The 16,349-nt window shown below is 58.5% G+C and carries 10 protein-coding genes and 1 pseudogene; 6 read left to right on the top strand and 5 right to left on the bottom strand.

The window, feature by feature from the left end:
* Window positions 1-93: 93 nt before the first annotated feature.
* Together psbC and psbD are read right to left on the bottom strand one after the other, a co-directional pair.
* Window positions 94-1,479, bottom strand: a complete 1,386-nt coding sequence (psbC, locus tag JTM80_RS10920) for a photosystem II reaction center protein CP43 (protein WP_172357829.1) — start codon at window positions 1,477-1,479, stop codon at window positions 94-96.
* Window positions 1,463-2,521: a photosystem II D2 protein (photosystem q(a) protein) gene (psbD, locus tag JTM80_RS10915; protein ID WP_172358603.1), complete on the bottom strand. Its 1,059-nt coding sequence runs from the start codon at window positions 2,519-2,521 to the stop codon at window positions 1,463-1,465. The genes psbC and psbD overlap by 17 nt, the downstream gene beginning before the upstream one ends.
* 658 nt (window positions 2,522-3,179) lie before the next feature.
* On the opposite strand from psbD, the gene JTM80_RS10910 reads away from it, so the two are divergent.
* From JTM80_RS10910 to JTM80_RS10895, 4 genes are all read left to right on the top strand, one after another.
* Complete coding sequence (locus tag JTM80_RS10910) at window positions 3,180-3,746, top strand: photosystem I assembly protein Ycf4 (RefSeq protein WP_172357825.1); 567 nt, start codon at window positions 3,180-3,182, stop codon at window positions 3,744-3,746.
* A 39-nt stretch (window positions 3,747-3,785) separates the two neighbouring features.
* Window positions 3,786-4,550: a peptidylprolyl isomerase gene (locus tag JTM80_RS10905; protein ID WP_172357823.1), complete on the top strand. Its 765-nt coding sequence runs from the start codon at window positions 3,786-3,788 to the stop codon at window positions 4,548-4,550.
* 47 nt (window positions 4,551-4,597) lie between these two features.
* Window positions 4,598-6,175 carry an NAD(P)/FAD-dependent oxidoreductase gene (locus JTM80_RS10900; RefSeq protein ID WP_172357821.1) on the top strand — a complete coding sequence of 526 codons (1,578 nt, stop codon included), beginning with the start codon at window positions 4,598-4,600 and terminating at the stop codon, window positions 6,173-6,175.
* Between the two features lie 68 nt (window positions 6,176-6,243).
* Window positions 6,244-8,328 (top strand): ABC transporter ATP-binding protein, encoded by a 2,085-nt coding sequence (locus tag JTM80_RS10895; protein ID WP_172357819.1) that lies wholly within the window; start codon window positions 6,244-6,246, stop codon window positions 8,326-8,328.
* A 7-nt stretch (window positions 8,329-8,335) separates the two neighbouring features.
* On the opposite strand, the gene JTM80_RS10890 is transcribed toward JTM80_RS10895, so the two are convergent.
* The gene (locus JTM80_RS10890; protein ID WP_205371178.1) at window positions 8,336-8,572 is read right to left on the bottom strand and encodes a hypothetical protein; all 237 of its coding nucleotides are present in this window, start codon (window positions 8,570-8,572) and stop codon (window positions 8,336-8,338) included.
* A gap of 474 nt (window positions 8,573-9,046) precedes the next feature.
* On the opposite strand from JTM80_RS10890, the gene JTM80_RS10885 reads away from it, so the two are divergent.
* Window positions 9,047-11,386 carry a S8 family serine peptidase gene (locus JTM80_RS10885; RefSeq protein ID WP_205371176.1) on the top strand — a complete coding sequence of 780 codons (2,340 nt, stop codon included), beginning with the start codon at window positions 9,047-9,049 and terminating at the stop codon, window positions 11,384-11,386.
* Window positions 11,387-11,523: 137 nt separating this feature from the next.
* On the opposite strand, the pseudogene JTM80_RS10880 reads toward JTM80_RS10885, so the two are convergent.
* Together JTM80_RS10880 and JTM80_RS10875 are read right to left on the bottom strand one after the other, a co-directional pair.
* A pseudogene (locus JTM80_RS10880) lies at window positions 11,524-12,836 on the bottom strand (NF041680 family putative transposase).
* Between the two features lie 181 nt (window positions 12,837-13,017).
* Entirely contained in the window at window positions 13,018-14,592 is a 1,575-nt protein-coding gene (locus JTM80_RS10875) for an FAD-dependent oxidoreductase (RefSeq protein WP_172357814.1), read from the bottom strand.
* Window positions 14,593-14,936: 344 nt separating this feature from the next.
* On the opposite strand from JTM80_RS10875, the gene JTM80_RS10870 reads away from it, so the two are divergent.
* Window positions 14,937-16,307 carry a (Fe-S)-binding protein gene (locus tag JTM80_RS10870; RefSeq protein ID WP_205371175.1) on the top strand — a complete coding sequence of 457 codons (1,371 nt, stop codon included), beginning with the start codon at window positions 14,937-14,939 and terminating at the stop codon, window positions 16,305-16,307.
* Window positions 16,308-16,349: the final 42 nt, after the last annotated feature.

Genomic DNA, 16,349 nt, shown 5'->3' with positions numbered 1-16,349 from the left:
AAGAAAAGCGTAAAAAACGCCCCCGCAATCGCAGGGGGCGCTTACAAAGTTCAGCAACTAGTCAGCAACTAATTGCCAACACTAGTCGGCAGACTAGTCGATATCCGGCATTGCCAACACCGGCTCAGACTCGCGGTCGATACCCTTCTCAAAGCCAGCCGCCGCAGCACGGGCGCGACCCGCATGCCACAGGTGACCCACCAGGAAGAAGAACGCCAGCACAAAGTGAGACGTTGCCAGCCAGGCGCGAGGCGACACAAAGTTTACCGAGTTAATTTCGGTCGCCACACCGCCCACAGAGTTCAGGGAACCCAGCGGCGCGTGAGTCATGTACTCAGCCGCGCGGCGAGCTTGCCAAGGCTGAATGTCATTCTTGATCTTATCCAGATCTAGACCATTGGGACCACGCAGCGGCTCCAGCCAGGGGCCCTGGAAGTCCCAGAAGCGCATGGTTTCACCGCCGAAGATGATTTCACCCGTCGGAGAGCGCATCAGGTACTTACCCAGACCTGTGGGGCCCTGAGCAGAACCCACGTTTGCACCCAAGCGCTGGTCACGGATCAGAAAGGTGAGAGCTTGAGCCTGCGACGCTTCGGGGCCGGTGGGGCCGAAGAACTCGCTAGGATAAACCGTGTTATTGTACCAAACCATCGTGGAAGCCACAAAGCCCATCAGCGACAGAGCGCCCAGGCTATAAGACAGGTAAGCTTCACCCGACCAGATAAAGGCGCGGCGCACCCAGCCGAACGGCTTGGTCAGGATGTGCCAGACACCACCTGCGATGCAGATGAAGCCGACCCAGATGTGGCCACCGATTACGTCTTCCATGTTGTTGACGCTGACGATCCAGCCTTCGCCGCCAAAGGGAGACTTCAGCAGGTAGCCAAAAATCGTCACTGGGTTCAGCGTCGGGTTGGTGATAACGCGAACGTCACCGCCACCCGGTGCCCAGGTGTCATACACACCACCGAAGAACATAGCCTTAAACACCAGCAGGAAGGCACCCAGACCCAGCAGGATCAGGTGATACCCGATGATGTTGGTCATCTGGTTCTTATCCTTCCAGTCGTATCCAAAGAAGGAAGAGTATTCTTCCAGCGTTTCGGGGCCACGAACGGCATGGTAAATCCCGCCCAGACCCAGAACAGCAGAGGAAATCAGGTGCAGCACACCCACCACAAAGTAGGGGAAGGTATCCAGCACTTCACCGCCAGGGCCCACGCCCCAACCCAGCGTTGCCAGGTGAGGCAGCAGAATTAGCCCTTGCTCATACATGGGCTTCTCAGGCACGAAGTGAGCCACTTCAAACAGCGTCATCGCGCCTGCCCAGAAGACAATCAGACCAGCGTGGGCAACATGAGCGCCCAACAGCTTTCCAGAAAGATTAATTAGACGGGCGTTGCCAGCCCACCAGGCAAACCCGGAGGATTCCTGGTCGCGGTTTCCGGCAACCATTGAGCTACTAGAGAGCGTTACCACGGGGCAGTACCTCTTCAGGGAATACAAAGTTTTCGTGAGGCTGGTCTTGCGGAGCCATCCAGGCGCGGATGCCCTCGTTCAGCAGAATGTTCTTGGTGTAGAACGTCTCAAACTCCGGGTCTTCCGCCGCGCGAATCTCCTGCGACACAAAGTCATACGCCCGCAGGTTCAGCGCCAAGCCCGCAATCCCAATGCTCGCCATCCACAGACCCGTGACCGGCACAAACAGCATGAAGAAGTGCAGCCAGCGCTTGTTGGAAAACGCAATCCCGAAAATCTGAGACCAGAAGCGGTTGGCGGTCACCATCGAGTAGGTCTCTTCTGCCTGTGTCGGGTTGAAGGCGCGGAAGGTGTTCGCCTTGTCGCCGTCTTCGTACAGGGTGTTCTCCACGGTCGCTCCGTGGATGGCGCACAACAGCGCACCCCCCAGGATGCCGGCCACGCCCATCATGTGGAACGGGTTCAGGGTGAAGTTGTGGAAGCCTTGCACGAATAGGATGAATCGGAAGATGGCGGCAACGCCGAAGCTGGGGGCGAAGAACCAGCCCGATTGTCCTAGCGGGTACAGCAGAAATACGCTGACAAACACGGCGATGGGACCGGAGAATGCCAGGGCGTTGTACGGACGGATGCCCACTAGACGGGCAATCTCAAACTGTCGCAGCATGAAGCCGATCAGTCCGAATGCGCCGTGGAGAGCGACAAAGGTCCACAAGCCGCCTAGTTGACACCAGCGGGTGAAGTTCCACTGGGCTTCGGGGCCCCACAAAAACAACAGGCTGTGTCCCAGGCTGTTGGGCGGGGTGGATACGGCGGCGGTCAAAAAGTTGCAGCCCTCTAGGTAGGAACTGGCGATGCCGTGGGTGTACCAGGAGGTGACGAAGGTGGTGCCGGTCAGCCAGCCTCCCAGCGCCAGGTAGGCGCAGGGGAATAGCAGAATGCCTGACCATCCTACGAAGACAAATCGGTCGCGCTTTAGCCAGTCGTCGAGAACGTCAAACCATCCTCGCTGGGCTTGCGCTCTTCCCATTGCTATGGTCATTTCATAACCTCTTAATATGGCGCAAAGTCCAATCCTCTCACGGTGTGACTCTGTTTGACCAGAATCAGCGGCCCGATTGGAGTGGTGTGACTCAACTTGGTTTTAGGGAAACAGAACCCAAGCAGGTACTTATACCTAGCTTTCAATTCACCAAGCCAGTTTAGATTTGTCTATATGATAAGTACATACGAAAATTTTTACAATCCGATACGTACCTCTCATTTCAGATTTTGCATCTTTGGCTGAACCCGAAATGGCTGGATTTCTCTGGATACCGGGTTGTGGAGACTCTCCAAGAACGCTGTAAAAACCTGAGAGAGATTGGAAGGAAATTAAGCCGGTCGTAAACCGAGCTAGCGCTGGGCCTGAGCTTTGAGAGTTATTCGCTGGATTTAGACAAGGCTAGTGCGAATGCTGTTGAGGAGAGATCTGCTCCGGCTGAGGGGCCAGATGTGCAGCATAATCGAGATTGAGGTGCTTTGCTTCTCAGCCAGATATCCAGTAGATATCAAATAGGACTTATGCACTTGCGCTTAAATTTTCTGGGTTTTAGACGATTTTTTGCGGGCTGCGCCCGCAAAAAATCGTCTAACCGCGTAAGTCCTATCAAAATCAATTCAATCTGAACACATTAAAAACGACCTGGGAAATTGAGAGTATGACCGCATCCAGTGTGTCCACCGAGAGCCGCGTGCTGCGGAAGACGGTTGTGGGGTCTCGCCGCCTGAGCAACTATTGGTGGGCGACGGTAATTTTGGGCGGAGGACTGGGCTTTTTGCTGTCCAGCATTTCCAGCTATTTGAAAGTCAATCTGCTGCCGTTTTCTGACCCAACGCAGCTCGTTTTTATTCCGCAGGGGCTGGTGATGGGGTTTTACGGCGTGTTGGCGCTGCTGCTGGCGACCTATCTGTGGCTGGTGATTTTGTGGGATGTGGGCGGCGGCTATAACGAGTTCAACCGGGATACGGGGATGCTGACGATTTTTCGGTCGGGCTTTCCGGGCAAGAACCGCAAAATTGAAGTCACTCATAAGTTAGAGGACGTGCAGGCGATTCGCGTGCAGATTAAAGAAGGACTCAACCCGAAGCGATCGCTCTACCTGCGGATCAAAGGCAAGGGCGACATTCCCCTGACGCGGGTGGGACAACCGATGGCGCTGGCAGAACTGGAAACCGAAGGCGCTGAACTGGCGCGGTTTTTGGGTGTGCCGCTGGAAGGTCTGTAGCAAGTTGAGTGAGCTAGTTTAGGAGCTAGGAGACGCGCAATGAGACAGAAAATGGGGCGGTGGTTCGCCCTGGTTGGACTGGTTGGTCTGATGCTAATTGGAGGCTGTTCGGGGGCGAATACAGACAACGCTAGTTCTGGTACTGCATCTGGCGACTCGGCGATCGCCCAATCGCCCGTCCTCACGCCCGCTCCCGGCCCAGCTACGCCCTACGCAAACCTGGCACGACTGGACGGCGAAGCGACCGTCGAAATTCGGGTCAAGGGGTCGCCCATTGAAATCCAGGTGAACGGCCAGGATGCACCGATTACCGCCGGAAATTTCGTCGATTTGGTGAATCGCGGGGTCTACGACGGGCTGATGTTTCATCGCGTGGTACGAGAGCCAGAGCCGTTTGTGGTGCAGGGCGGCGACCCCCAGAGCAAAGATGCCAGTGTGCCCCTGGGGATGCTGGGTACGGGCAGCTTTATTGACCCTGCCACCTCTAGCCCGCGCTACATTCCGCTAGAAATCAAGCCCGCTGGTGCAGCGGAACCCGTGTATGGGAAAACACTGGAGCCTGGAACCGCGCCCGTGCTGAAACACACGCGAGGGGCGGTGGCAATGGCGCGATCGCAGTTTCCTGACTCGGCTTCGTCGCAGTTTTATTTCACCCTGGCGGATCTGGGCTTTCTGGATGGGCAGTATGCTGTGTTTGGCTATGTAACCCGCGGGATGGACGTGGTGGACGAGATTCAGCAGGGCGATCGCATCGAGACGGCCCGCGTTACCGCAGGGTTGGAAAACCTGAAGACGGGTGGCTAAGGGCACACAGTTTTTTATCCCGCGAACTTTACTCCTGTGAGCAACCGATGGGACTTGCCGAAACCCTCCTGTCTGCCTTGCCTGATAACCCACTAGTGGGGCTGCGCCGAGCCGATGCCCTGTGGCAAGCCTATCGAGAGGGCAGGATTCCCTGTCCCACTGTCATAACTGAATCCTCAGAGCCGCTGGGCGAAACCGAGTGGGACGTGGTAATTTGCGGCGGCACGCTGGGGCTGCTGATGGGCTGTGCGCTGGTACGGCGGGGCTGGCGGGTGGCGCTGCTGGAGCGGGGCATTTTGCAGGGGCGCGACCAAGAGTGGAATATTTCGCGGCGAGAACTGGCGGTGCTAGTCCACCTGCATCTGCTGAGTCCGGCAGAACTGGAGGGGGCGATCGCCAGTGAATATAATCCTGCCCGCATCGCCTTTCAGGGCGGCACCGAACTCTGGGTGCGAGACGTGCTGAATGTGGGCGTGAGTCCCCGACAGTTGCTCGAAACGCTGAAAGCAAAATTTCTGGCAGCAGGCGGGCAGTTGTTCGAGCAGACGGGGTTCGCAGCGGCGACGGTTCACCCGGATGGCGTGGCAGTGCAGGCTGGCAACGGGTTCAAAACGCGGCTGCTGCTAGACGCGATGGGGCACTTTTCGCCCATTAGCCAGCAGGCAAGAGGCGGACAGAAGCCGGATGCGGTTTGTATGGTGGTGGGCACCTGCGCTCAGGGCTTTCCGCACAACGAAACGGGCGACCTGTTTGCCTCCATCACGCCGATTGAAAACCAGTGTCAATATTTTTGGGAGGCGTTTCCCGCCCGCGACGGCAGAACAACGTATCTCTTCACCTATCTGGACGCACACCCCAGCCGCCCCAGCCTGGAGCAGTTGTTTGACGAGTATTTTCGGCTATTGCCGCAGTATCAGGGGGTGGCGCTGGAGGCGCTAAACATTAGGCGATCGCTCTATGGCTTTTTTCCCTGCTATCGCCAAAGTCCGCTCCAGCCCAAGTGGAGCCGAATTTTGCCCATCGGCGACAGCAGCGGCGGCCAATCTCCCCTCAGCTTTGGCGGCTTTGGAGCGATGCTGCGCCACTTGCCCCGGCTGGCAGACGGCATCCACCAGGCTCTAGCAACCGACCAACTCCACCGTTCTGCCCTAGCGCTGCTGCAACCCTACCAACCCAATCTCTCTGTGACCTGGCTGTTTCAGCGGGCCATGAGCGTCGGGGTTGACCAGACCGTACCGCCTGACCGGATTAATCAACTGCTCTCGGCGGTGTTTGCCGATATGGCCGCGCTGGGTGACCCCGTGCTGCGGCCCTTTTTGCAAGACGTGGTGCAGTTTCCCGCGTTGGCCCAAGCCATGCTGCGAACCTCAGTAGCACACCCCCGCATTGTGCTGCAAATCATTCCGCAGGTGGGGCTGGGCACTCTCGCGAGCTGGCTCTGGCATTATGCCAACCTGGGGCTATACGCGGGCCTAGACCAAATCGGGCAGTTGCACAAGCGTTTTGGAGGCATATCGCTCCGCCCCTGGAGCAAGACGCTGCCGCCCCCCTGGCGCTATCGCATCTCACGCTGGCTAGATGCCTGGAAGTATGGGTCGGGAGGAGATTATGAGCAGGAAGATTAGGGAGAATAGGCAGCTCCCAGAACCTCGCTCTCCCTTCTATGCTCCCATTCCCATCCCCCCATCCTTCCATGCCCCCCTCTCGTTTCCTTTTCCACATCACCCGCCGATACCCCGGCTGGATCGGGCTGACGGTGCTGCTAGGGCTGCTGGGGGGCGTGTTTAATGGCGTGAGTACGGCGCTGATTGTGCCCGTGCTGCTAAATTTTTTGGGACAGCCTGTGCCGCTGCGGGGGCTGCCGGAGGCGATTCAGCGGCTGCTGAGTCCGTTTGAAAATCTACCGGAAGGGCAGCGGCTGTGGGTAATGACGGTGGCAGTGGTGCTGCTAATCGGGCTGAAAAATCTGGCGGCCTATGGCAATGCACTGGTAGCGGGGGCGCTGAAGCGAGTGCTGGTGACGGATTGGCGCGAGGCGGGGCTGCGGCTGCTGCTGTCGGTGGATCTGAGTTTTTTTGCGGGCAGCAGTCTGGGCGACGTGATGAACCAGCTCAACGTAGAGGTGAATCGCTCGGCGACGGCCGTGGCGACGGCGGTGCGGGGGCTGACTACGGGTATCACGATTCTGGTCTTTCTGGGGCTGCTGCTGGCGCTGTCGTGGCCGCTGACGCTGGTGGCGGCGGGGCTGCTGGCGGGGGTAACGCTGGTGAATCAAATGAGCGTAGCGCGATCGCGCCAGTATGGGGAAGCCCTGTCGGAAGCCTCAAAGCATTACTCCGTCGCCCTGCTGGACGTGCTGACCGGGATGCGGCTGGTGCGGGCATCGGCGACGGAAGACCAAGAATATGCCCGACTGCGGCGGCGGGTGCGCGATCGCGAACGGGCCGAGTATCAATCCTTGGCTAGCTCAGCGGCGATCGCCCCCCTCAGCGAAGTCGTCGGCGTAGTGGCGCTGATTCTGATTGTGTGGATTGGGCGCACGTTTTTGGCAGCGGAAATGCAGACGCTTTCCACAGTGCTGCTGACGTTTTTGCTGCTGCTGTTTCGGATGCTGCCGCTGCTGGCCCAGCTCAACACCGCCCGCAACCAGTTCGCCAACGCCCTGCCCAGCATCCAGCAGTCGCAAGCCTTTTTGGAGCGCCACGACAAGCCGTTTATGCAGAATGGCACGATTCCTTTTACTGGTCTGCGGCAGGGCATTCGGTTTCGGGATGTGTCTTTTAGCTACACAGCAGGCGACTCCCGCAGGGATCGCTTCGCAAATCGCACCAGTGGTGGGGCACAAAATCGCAATGGCCCTGCGGAACCAGATCGCTTCGTGCTGGAACACATATCGCTGGAACTGCCCAAGGGCACGACGCTGGCGCTAGTGGGTGCATCTGGCGCGGGCAAATCGACCCTGGCGGATCTGCTGCCCCGCTTTTATGACCCGACGCTGGGCGCAGTGGAGCTAGACGGCATCGACCTGCGGCAGTTTGACCTGAAAACTGTGCGGCGGGCGATGGGCATCATCAGCCAGGACACGATTTTGTTCAACGCTTCGGTGCGCGACAACATTGCCTACGGCTGTCCCGACGCAACCGAAGCACAGGTGTGGCAGGCGGCAAAACTCGCCTATGCCGATGAGTTTATCCGGCAGTTGCCGAGCGGGCTGGACACCCTGATTGGCGATCGCGGCCTGCTGCTCTCTGGGGGACAGCGCCAGCGGCTGGCGATCGCCCGCGCCCTGCTGCAAAATCCCGAAATCCTCATCCTCGACGAAGCCACCAGCGCCCTCGACACCGTATCCGAACGGCTTGTGCAGGCCGCCATCGAAGCCCTTAGCCGCGATCGCACGACCCTGGTCATCGCCCATCGCCTCTCCACCGTGCAGCGGGCCGACCAAATCGCCGTCCTCGACCAGGGCCGCGTGGTGGAGTTGGGCACTCACGAGAACTTGCTGCGGCAAAACGGCTACTACGCCCGCCTCTGCGCTCTCCAGTTTGCCGACGAAATGGCCCCCAGCGCCAGCGCCGTACCCACCCAGCTAGCCCGCCGCTCCTACGAAATCCGCAATCGGCTCAACGCCATGATCGGCTCCCTGCGGCTGCTGGTCGATGGCATTGTGACAGACCCCGACGAGCAGATTGAACTCACCGAAGAAGCCTACTACTCCACGCTCAACGTGCTTCGTAGTCTGGAGGCGCTGGAACGCGGCTATGAAGGCAAGTCGGATTGAGCAATTTTCAGAGGGAATCTTTCAGAGAACCAGGGATCAGGTCTAAACACTGGCTGAATCTGGGCTTCCACGGCTTTTGGGGCTTCCAGAGCTTTTGGGGCTTCCAGAGCTTCCAGGCTTCCCAGCCCGCCGTTTGGCTGCGCGTAGAATAGGACGAAAACTTTGCGATCGCCAAAAATTCCCCACACGGGGAATGAGGCTGACCGATGCGGCCGAGCAAATTGGAACTATAGCGAGTTTGCATCGCAGAAAACAGCTTCAACCAATCACAGATCCAATCCATCAACGCAACAGCTTTCGAGCCAATGTTGAAACCGTTTAAGCCAATATTTCTGACCGTTGCATAAAAACTCGCGTCGAACCTGACATCTCAATCGAGCCTGTAGTCCCCAAATTGCGCTCAAGAAATCTGACTGAGAAATCTGACTGAGAAGAAGATGTTTGAAAAGTCCTACTGTTTGTAGCAAAGCGTGCAAAACCCCCCTAAATCCCCCTTCAAAAGGGGGACTTTAAGGCGGTTTCCCCCCTTTTTAAGGGGGGCTAGGGGGGATCTCCGAGTGCTTAACATTACAGGCGATACCTTTTCAAACACTCTCTAAGAAATCCGACTAAGAAATCCGACTAAGAAATCTCGCAGAATCTCTTCTGGCAAGGCTCCAGGCTAGTTTGACGATACGGACAAACCTGATTCACCGCATCTATTACCTGGTCTATACCCATGTCTAAGTCCACTGCCCCCTCTGGATCGACGACTCCGCTCCGCCCATTTCAGCTCCGCAAAGTTCAGCCTGCTCCGTCTGTTCCGTCTGCTCCATTCAATACCGCAAGTCTCCTCAGCAATCCGCCACTCGACCCGCTCTTTTCTGACCAATGGCACCTGGTTAACACCGGACAAACTGGCGGCTTGGCCGGAATCGACATTAATATCGCAAACGTCTGGGAAGACTACACAGGCGCGGGTGTGAACGTCGGCATCATCGACGACGGTGTGGAATACATCCACGACGACCTGTTCGTGAATTACAACAGCGATTTGGAACTGGATGCCGCCGAAAACGACGGCGACCCCGCGCCTGGATCTATATTTGACTCTCACGGAACCTCGGTAGCAGGGCTGATCGCCGCTTCTGCCAACGCGGTTGGTGGGGTGGGTGTTGCGCCAGAGGCCAGTATTTCGGCGCTACGGCTCGATTTTTGGACGCTCGACGAGTCAGATTTCATTGCCCAGGCCACAGCGGCGCTGTACCGAGCCGCCAACTTTGACGTGGTGAACAATAGCTGGGGCTACGTCTTCCCGTTCTATGACAATTTCTCTACCCCTGCCTACGAAGGCTTTGGCAATGCGCTGCAAAACGCTGCCGAAAACGGGCGCGGCGGGTTGGGAACGGTGGTCGTGTTTGCGGGCGGAAACGGGCGCGGTTTTGGCGACAACGCCAACTATCACAACCTAGAAAACTCTCGCTTCACGATTGCCGTTGGGGCGATCAACCACTTTGGGGAATACACCTTCTACAGTTCGCCAGGAGCCAACCTGCTGGTGTCTGCGCCCGGTGGGGAATTTGACGACGGTATTGTTACCACTGACCTATCGGGGCGGTCAGGAGACGACCCCGGCGACTACACTAGCAACTTTGGCGGCACCTCTGCCTCTGCCCCCATCGTCAGCGGGGTGGTGGCGCTGATGCTGCAAGCCAACTCGTCCCTGGGCTATCGGGATGTGCAGGAAATTCTGGCCTACTCGGCTCGCCAGACCGACGCGACCGATTTGGGCTGGTCGTTTAACGGCGCAAAGAACTGGAACGGCGGCGGGCTGCATGTCAGCCATGACTATGGGTTTGGGCTGGTGGATGCCCATGCGGCCGTGCGCCTGGCGGAAACCTGGACGGCCCAGAGTACCTTCGACAATGAGCAGGTCGTGAGCGCCACCAGCACGCCAGACCTGGAGATCCTTGACCTGGATACGGTCAGCGACTCGATTACGATTACGGAGGGGCTGAAGATTGACCAGATCGAGGTGGTGCTGGATCTGGAGCATACCTATCTGGGCGATCTGCGAATTGTGCTGACTTCGCCCGACGGCACCGAAAGCGTGCTGGTGGCCAATCCCTTTAGCTTCGATACAGAAATCAAATTCACCCTGAGCAGTACCCACCACTGGGGCGAGACGGGTGTGGGCGACTGGACGCTGAGCATTACCGACGAGTTTGGGCTGGATACGGGCATTCTCAATAGCTGGACGCTGAAGCTCTACGGCGACGCGCTCAGCGAGGACGACACGTATATCTATACCAACGAGTTTGGCAAGTTCAGCGCGGATGCTAGCCGCACGACGCTGACCGACACCGCAGGCACCGACACGCTCAACTGTGCGGCGGTGACCTCGAATCTGGAAATTGACCTGGCCCCAGGGGCGAATAGCCTGATTGCGGGTACGACGCTGAAGATCGCCGACGGAACCCTGATCGAAAACGTCTTTGGCGGCGACGGGGATGATGAGATTCGCGGCAACCTCCGCGACAACGAACTGCGGGGCGGACGGGGTGATGACAGCCTGAAGGGGCAGGCCGGCCGCGATCTGCTGGAAGGCAACCAGGGCGACGACATCCTGGAAGGAGGCGACGGGGCCGATCGGCTGTTGGGGGATGTGGGCAGCGATCGCCTCATTGGGGGGCGCGGCAACGACACGCTGAACGGCGGCGAAGGGAGCGATCGCTTCGAGTTTCGCGGCACGAGTCCCTTTTCGGCAGCCACTTTCGGCGTGGATACAATCGCTGATTTCAACTGGTTTGAAGGCGATCAGATTGTCCTTAGCAAGCGCGTGTTTACCGCGTTAACCAGCAGCGTGGGTAATGGGTTTAGCAAGGCCAATGAGTTTGCCGTGGTGAGTAGCGATCGCGCTGCGGGCCGAAGCCGCGCCTTCATCGTCTATAACCAGTCCACGGGTGCCCTGTTCTATAACCAAAACGGCAGCGCCAACGGGCTGGGCGCAGGCGGCAAGTTTGCTTCGCTGGCGGGTACGCCCTGGATGGAGGGCATCGACTTTGCCATCGTTGCCTAGGGATTCTCTGCCCTGATTCAAATTCTTTAGTTTGGACTAACTGGCATCACAATAATGCTCAACAGGATGCCATAAAGAATCTGCTCAACCGTTCATAACAGTTGAACTTAAGGAATTGGATACAATCCTGCTCGCAGTTAAGCTGCTGTTGCAACCGGACTGTTCAGGGATTGTTCGGATGTCTTGCGTTTCGAGGCTCGTTTTTTGACCATCGGATAGCAGGGACGAGGAGTTGGCTTGTGCCCCTTGCCTCGTCCTGGCGATTTACCACGAGGTTTAGGCGCAGGAGCAGGGGTGCCAATCGCTGCCAAAATGCCTGCAAACGCTTGTGCGACCCGACCCGGAGTCAACGTTTCTTGCGGTGCCTGCCAGGGCAAGGGGTGGTCAGTACAGTCCTTTCGCGCTAACCACAACTGCCAACTGAGCAACGGCATCAGGCTGCTCCACTGTTCGGTTGCCGATACAGAACTGAACTGGGGATGTGTCCAATATAGCCTCTGCTTGGCAAAGCGATACCAGTGTTCAATGGCAAAGCGACGGAGGTAGTGCAACCACAGGGTTTCTAACGGAGGCATCTGCTCACCCAGCCAAACTAACCACAAAGGAGCCAAGCGTCGCGTGCTGCTCTGTGTCTCCAGCACCTCCACGCGCAACACTTCCATTGCCCGTTTGGGGATTTGCGGAAATGGTATGCACTCCAACGACTGACCCGCACTCGTCCCCAGTTGGGATCATCGACTTCAACGGTTTCGACCGGGACACTCCAAGTGTCAGGGTCATTGAGTTTCATCTTATGTCCATGCTTGGCAGGTGCGCCTCGCCCTCGATACGCTGGGGGCGCGCCATAGACACATCGATTGGATGTAACCCGCAGCAGCAAGTCTGCCTCAATCCCTGCCGTTTGGTTGACAAAACTGGCATTGCCGTACCCTCGGTCGTAGATCGCCAACGGACGCACCGCTAACTGCCGAGTCACTTGTTTGAGTTGGAATGCCGCTTTACTGGCGGGTGTTTCAAAGCTGGTGATGCGCTCATGCCGCAATGGTAATGCCCAACTGCCCCTGTCTTCAGCAATCCAGGCTAAGGTACTGTAGTTTTGTCCGGCTATCGGGGCATGTCCTGTTCTGCCTGATAAGGTGCGGTCTTTCAAACGCCTGGCAGCAGGACGGTTCCACCGACTCGCATCACCTGCCAACAACGGTTGCTGCTGAGTCGGTATCTGCTGCACCAACAGCTTCAGCACCTTTGAGCGGGGTAGGCGGCTATCGCGCAACGCTTCATAGGGGCTCGACCACTGGCGACGAAAGACAGGACTCTGCGATAGCCTCACAAACGACACGATGCACGCACTCACTAACACGGCATCCATCAGATCAAACAGGGCATCTCTGGCGTTTCCCAAGCTGGCATACAACGTTTGGCGAAATTGCTGAAGTTCGTTGAAAATCATGGGGTCAATGTTGGTTGTACTTCATTGACCTTACGGCAGTCGGTGCTTCTCATTGACTGCCTTCCTCTTCACCATTAGTCCAAACTAAAGCAAATTCCAGGATTGATGGAGTCACCGTTGAGATGGGCGCTGGGCCTGTGTCTCAACGGTGCATTTTTATGCGTGTCTGCTGGGAAAGCGGCTAAAGCTGTGTCCAGCGGGAGCGCGATCGCCGAATTTCTTGCCAGGTTTCGAGCCAGTCTTGCAGGCGGGGCTGCTGGGCGAGGCGCTGCTGCTGCCAGGCGATCGCCGTTTGCCGCAAGATTTCTGCGGTGCTGGGGGAGGCGACGGGGAGTTGGGCAAGCGATCGCACGCGGCAGTGTTCCTGGAGGGCGATCGCCGCCGTAGACAGCGCTTCTTCCGCATCCAGCCCCGCCAGGTGGATGCCAAGGATGCGGCCATTGCGGCGGGCGATGAGTTTGCAGAATCCGGTGGGGGCCGCCTGCATGGGCGCTTTGGGGTTGAGCTTGAACGGCAGCGTTTGCACGACCACCTCGGTTCCGTGGGAATCGCGCCAGCGTTGCAGAGCAAGATCGCGGGCCTCGGCTTCGGTCAGCCCGATGCTGGCGATCGCAGGCTGCGTTGCAATCACCATCGGCAGCAGTTCCGGGCGCAGATGGCGATTGGGTAAAAACACGGCATTGCGGACGGCAAGCTGGGCCTGCTGGCGGGCGGCGCTGGGGCTGGTGCAGGCAAAGATTCGCGCATTAAAGGTTTGCAGCGTCGGGTAAACCCGCAGCCCGTCTGCGTCTAGGCGAATATTTGCCGCCTCCAGGTTCAGTCCGTCCCAGTCGGGCACAGGTTCCCCTGCATTTAGCAGGCAATCCACTGTCTGCGCTCCGTCCGGCAACGCCAGCTTCACGGTTCCGGCGTGGGAATGAACCTCGGTCAGTGTGTCCGCCGGGTAGATTGCGATGCCATCTGCCTCCAGCGAGGCCAGCAGCAGGCGGCGGAGGTCAGCATCGAGACAGGCAATTCGGCTTCGCGAGGCGGGTGTCAACCGTCCACCAGGAAGCCCGCCGTGGCTTACAGCATTCGAGGTCAAATCCAGCAGCAGCGTCACCTGGCTGCCCAGTCGATGCAGCGCTTGCGCCAGCTCTACGGCCCGTGCGCCCTCTCCCCAAACGGCAATTCGCCCAGGCAGTTGAGAGTGGTCAGGATGCCAAAACTCTGCCGGAGTCTGGGCAAGGGTCTTCATTTCGGCCGTGGCGTTGAAGATCCCACTGAAGATCCCACTGAAGATCCCACTGAAGTTCCCATTGAAGTTCCCCGCCTCTAGCGGATGCACCCGATTCCCTGGAGCCAGCAAATACGCCCGCGATCGCAGCGTCCGCTCTCCTGCCCGCACGCCCAGATGCGGCCGTCGAAAAAATTCGCCCTGCCCCACCACCACATCCACGCCCGCCGCTGCCACCTGCGAGAGCGAGGTCTCTTCTGCCAGGTCGGTTGCTATAACTTCTGCCCATTGCCGCACTGCTGCCCACGCGGGCGGGGATGAAAACGCCGACAGTCCCATCTGCGCCAAGCGCGATCGCCCCTCTATCAAGCGCCCAATCTGTATCCACGCCTGATGCTGCCAGTCTTGCCGCAGCGCTGCCTCGGCCCCGTCCGGCTCCACCAGCGCCACCCGCGCCTGTAGCATTCGTGCGGCGATCGCCGCTTCTCGCGCTGCCAGAGAGCCGCCGAGGATGATCAGGTCGTAGTCGAGAGGGGGCATTGGGGAAGAGGGAAGAGGGAAGAACGAAGAACGAAGAACGAAGAGGGAAGAGGGATTGAGTGGGGGTGTTTGCGGATCGCGCCTATCTCGTTCGTGGCTCCACGGTCTAGGTATTTTCGTACCAGGAGCTAATCAGGGTTTGCGGATTGCGCTTATCTCGTTCGTGGCTCCCCTTCGCCTATCCCTTGTATCTTAGAAGGCAAGCGGCACGCTGATTTGCCTCAAGTTGGCTCATACTGAGGATGAGATGAGGATGAGTCCGGGAGGATGAGTCCAGATTGACGCTGCCCAACCCTCTGCAACTCGAACCGGGGTTGACTTTTCAGATCATTGCCCATTTCCCTATGCAAACCTCTGAGCCGTCCATTTCCCTTAGCAATCCCTCCTTTAGCAACCTCGACCCGACGGCCGACCTGCCGGGGTTCGACGCGCAGGAGCCGCCCGACCCCAAGCTGATTGATGCCTGCGTCCACTGCGGGTTTTGCCTCTCGACCTGCCCCAGCTATCGGGTGATCGGCAAGGAAACCGACTCGCCCCGCGGCCGAATCTATCTGATGGATGCGATTAATGAGGGCGATGCGCCGCTGGCGGCCAGCACGGTACAGCATTTTGATAGCTGTCTGGGATGTCTGGCCTGCGTCACCACCTGCCCCTCTGGGGTGCAGTATGACAAGCTGATCGCCGCGACGCGCCCGCAGATCGAGCGCAACTTCGAGCGATCGCTCCCCCTGCGTCTGCTGCGCCGCCTGATCTTTTCGCTGTTTCCCTATCCCAGCCGAATGCGGCTGCTGATGCGGCCCGTGGGGCTATACCAAAAATCGGGTTTGCAAAAACTCGTGCGATCGCTCGGCATTTTGCCCCAACTTGCGCCCCAGCTTGCGGCAATGGAGGCACTATTACCGCCCCTCTCGCCCCAAGCGTTTCAAGATCGCCTGCCAGAATTTGTCCCTGCTCAGGGCAAGGCGCGGTATCGCGTCGGGCTGATTCTCGGCTGTGTGCAGCGGTTATTTAACCCAGAGGTGAACGACGCGACGGTGCGCGTGCTGACGGCCAATGGCTGCGACGTAGTGATTCCCCCAGCGCAGGGCTGCTGCGGCGCACTGTCGCACCATCAGGGGCAAGAGCAGCAGGCACAAGACTTGGCCCGGCAGATGATTGACACCTTCGAGCAGGCAAAGGTGGATTTTGTGCTGATCAACGCTTCTGGCTGTGGGCACACGCTGAAGGAATACGGGCACATTTTGAAAGGGGATGCGGCCTATGGCGATCGCGCTCAAGCCTTTGTGCAAACCGTCAAAGACGTACAGGAATTTCTCGCCGAAGTCGGGCTAACGACTCCGCTGCATCCCCTGCAAGACGACCCGCTGACGCTGGTCTATCAAGACGCTTGCCACATGCTGCACGGGCAAAAAATCAGCCTGCAACCGCGCCAGCTTTTGCGACAAATTCCCGGCGTGCAGCTTCGGGAACCCATCGATGCGGCCCTCTGCTGCGGCAGCGCGGGCGTTTACAACATCCTGCAACCCGAAGTGGCCGAGGAACTGGGGCGGCAAAAAGTCACCAATCTGCTCAACACGGGCGCATCGGTCATTGCCTCCGCCAACATCGGCTGCTTCGTGCAAATCAGCCACCACCTAGAACGCCAGGGCAAGTCGGTTCCTGTGCTGCATCCGATGCAGTTGCTCGATTGCTCGATTCGCGGCGTGGGGGTGTGAAATCGCGTCCCCCCATTCCGGTTCTCGTCCCTTTTTGGCTCT

It is taken from the genome of Thermoleptolyngbya sp. PKUAC-SCTB121 (assembly GCF_016919485.1).
Taxonomy (GTDB): Bacteria; Cyanobacteriota; Cyanobacteriia; order Elainellales; family Elainellaceae; genus Thermoleptolyngbya; species Thermoleptolyngbya sichuanensis.
This window is presented reverse-complemented; position numbering and strand designations above follow the sequence as displayed.

Coding starts and splice junctions, on each gene's coding strand:
- JTM80_RS10870 (WP_205371175.1), top strand. CDS start 14,937: ATGCAAACCTCTGAGCCGTCCATTTCCCTTAGCAATCCCTCCTTTAGC.
- JTM80_RS10905 (WP_172357823.1), top strand. CDS start 3,786: ATGAGACAGAAAATGGGGCGGTGGTTCGCCCTGGTTGGACTGGTTGGT.
- JTM80_RS10910 (WP_172357825.1), top strand. CDS start 3,180: ATGACCGCATCCAGTGTGTCCACCGAGAGCCGCGTGCTGCGGAAGACG.
- psbD (WP_172358603.1), bottom strand. CDS start 2,521: ATGACCATAGCAATGGGAAGAGCGCAAGCCCAGCGAGGATGGTTTGAC.
- JTM80_RS10895 (WP_172357819.1), top strand. CDS start 6,244: ATGCCCCCCTCTCGTTTCCTTTTCCACATCACCCGCCGATACCCCGGC.
- JTM80_RS10875 (WP_172357814.1), bottom strand. CDS start 14,592: ATGCCCCCTCTCGACTACGACCTGATCATCCTCGGCGGCTCTCTGGCA.
- JTM80_RS10885 (WP_205371176.1), top strand. CDS start 9,047: ATGTCTAAGTCCACTGCCCCCTCTGGATCGACGACTCCGCTCCGCCCA.
- JTM80_RS10890 (WP_205371178.1), bottom strand. CDS start 8,572: ATGCAAACTCGCTATAGTTCCAATTTGCTCGGCCGCATCGGTCAGCCT.
- JTM80_RS10900 (WP_172357821.1), top strand. CDS start 4,598: ATGGGACTTGCCGAAACCCTCCTGTCTGCCTTGCCTGATAACCCACTA.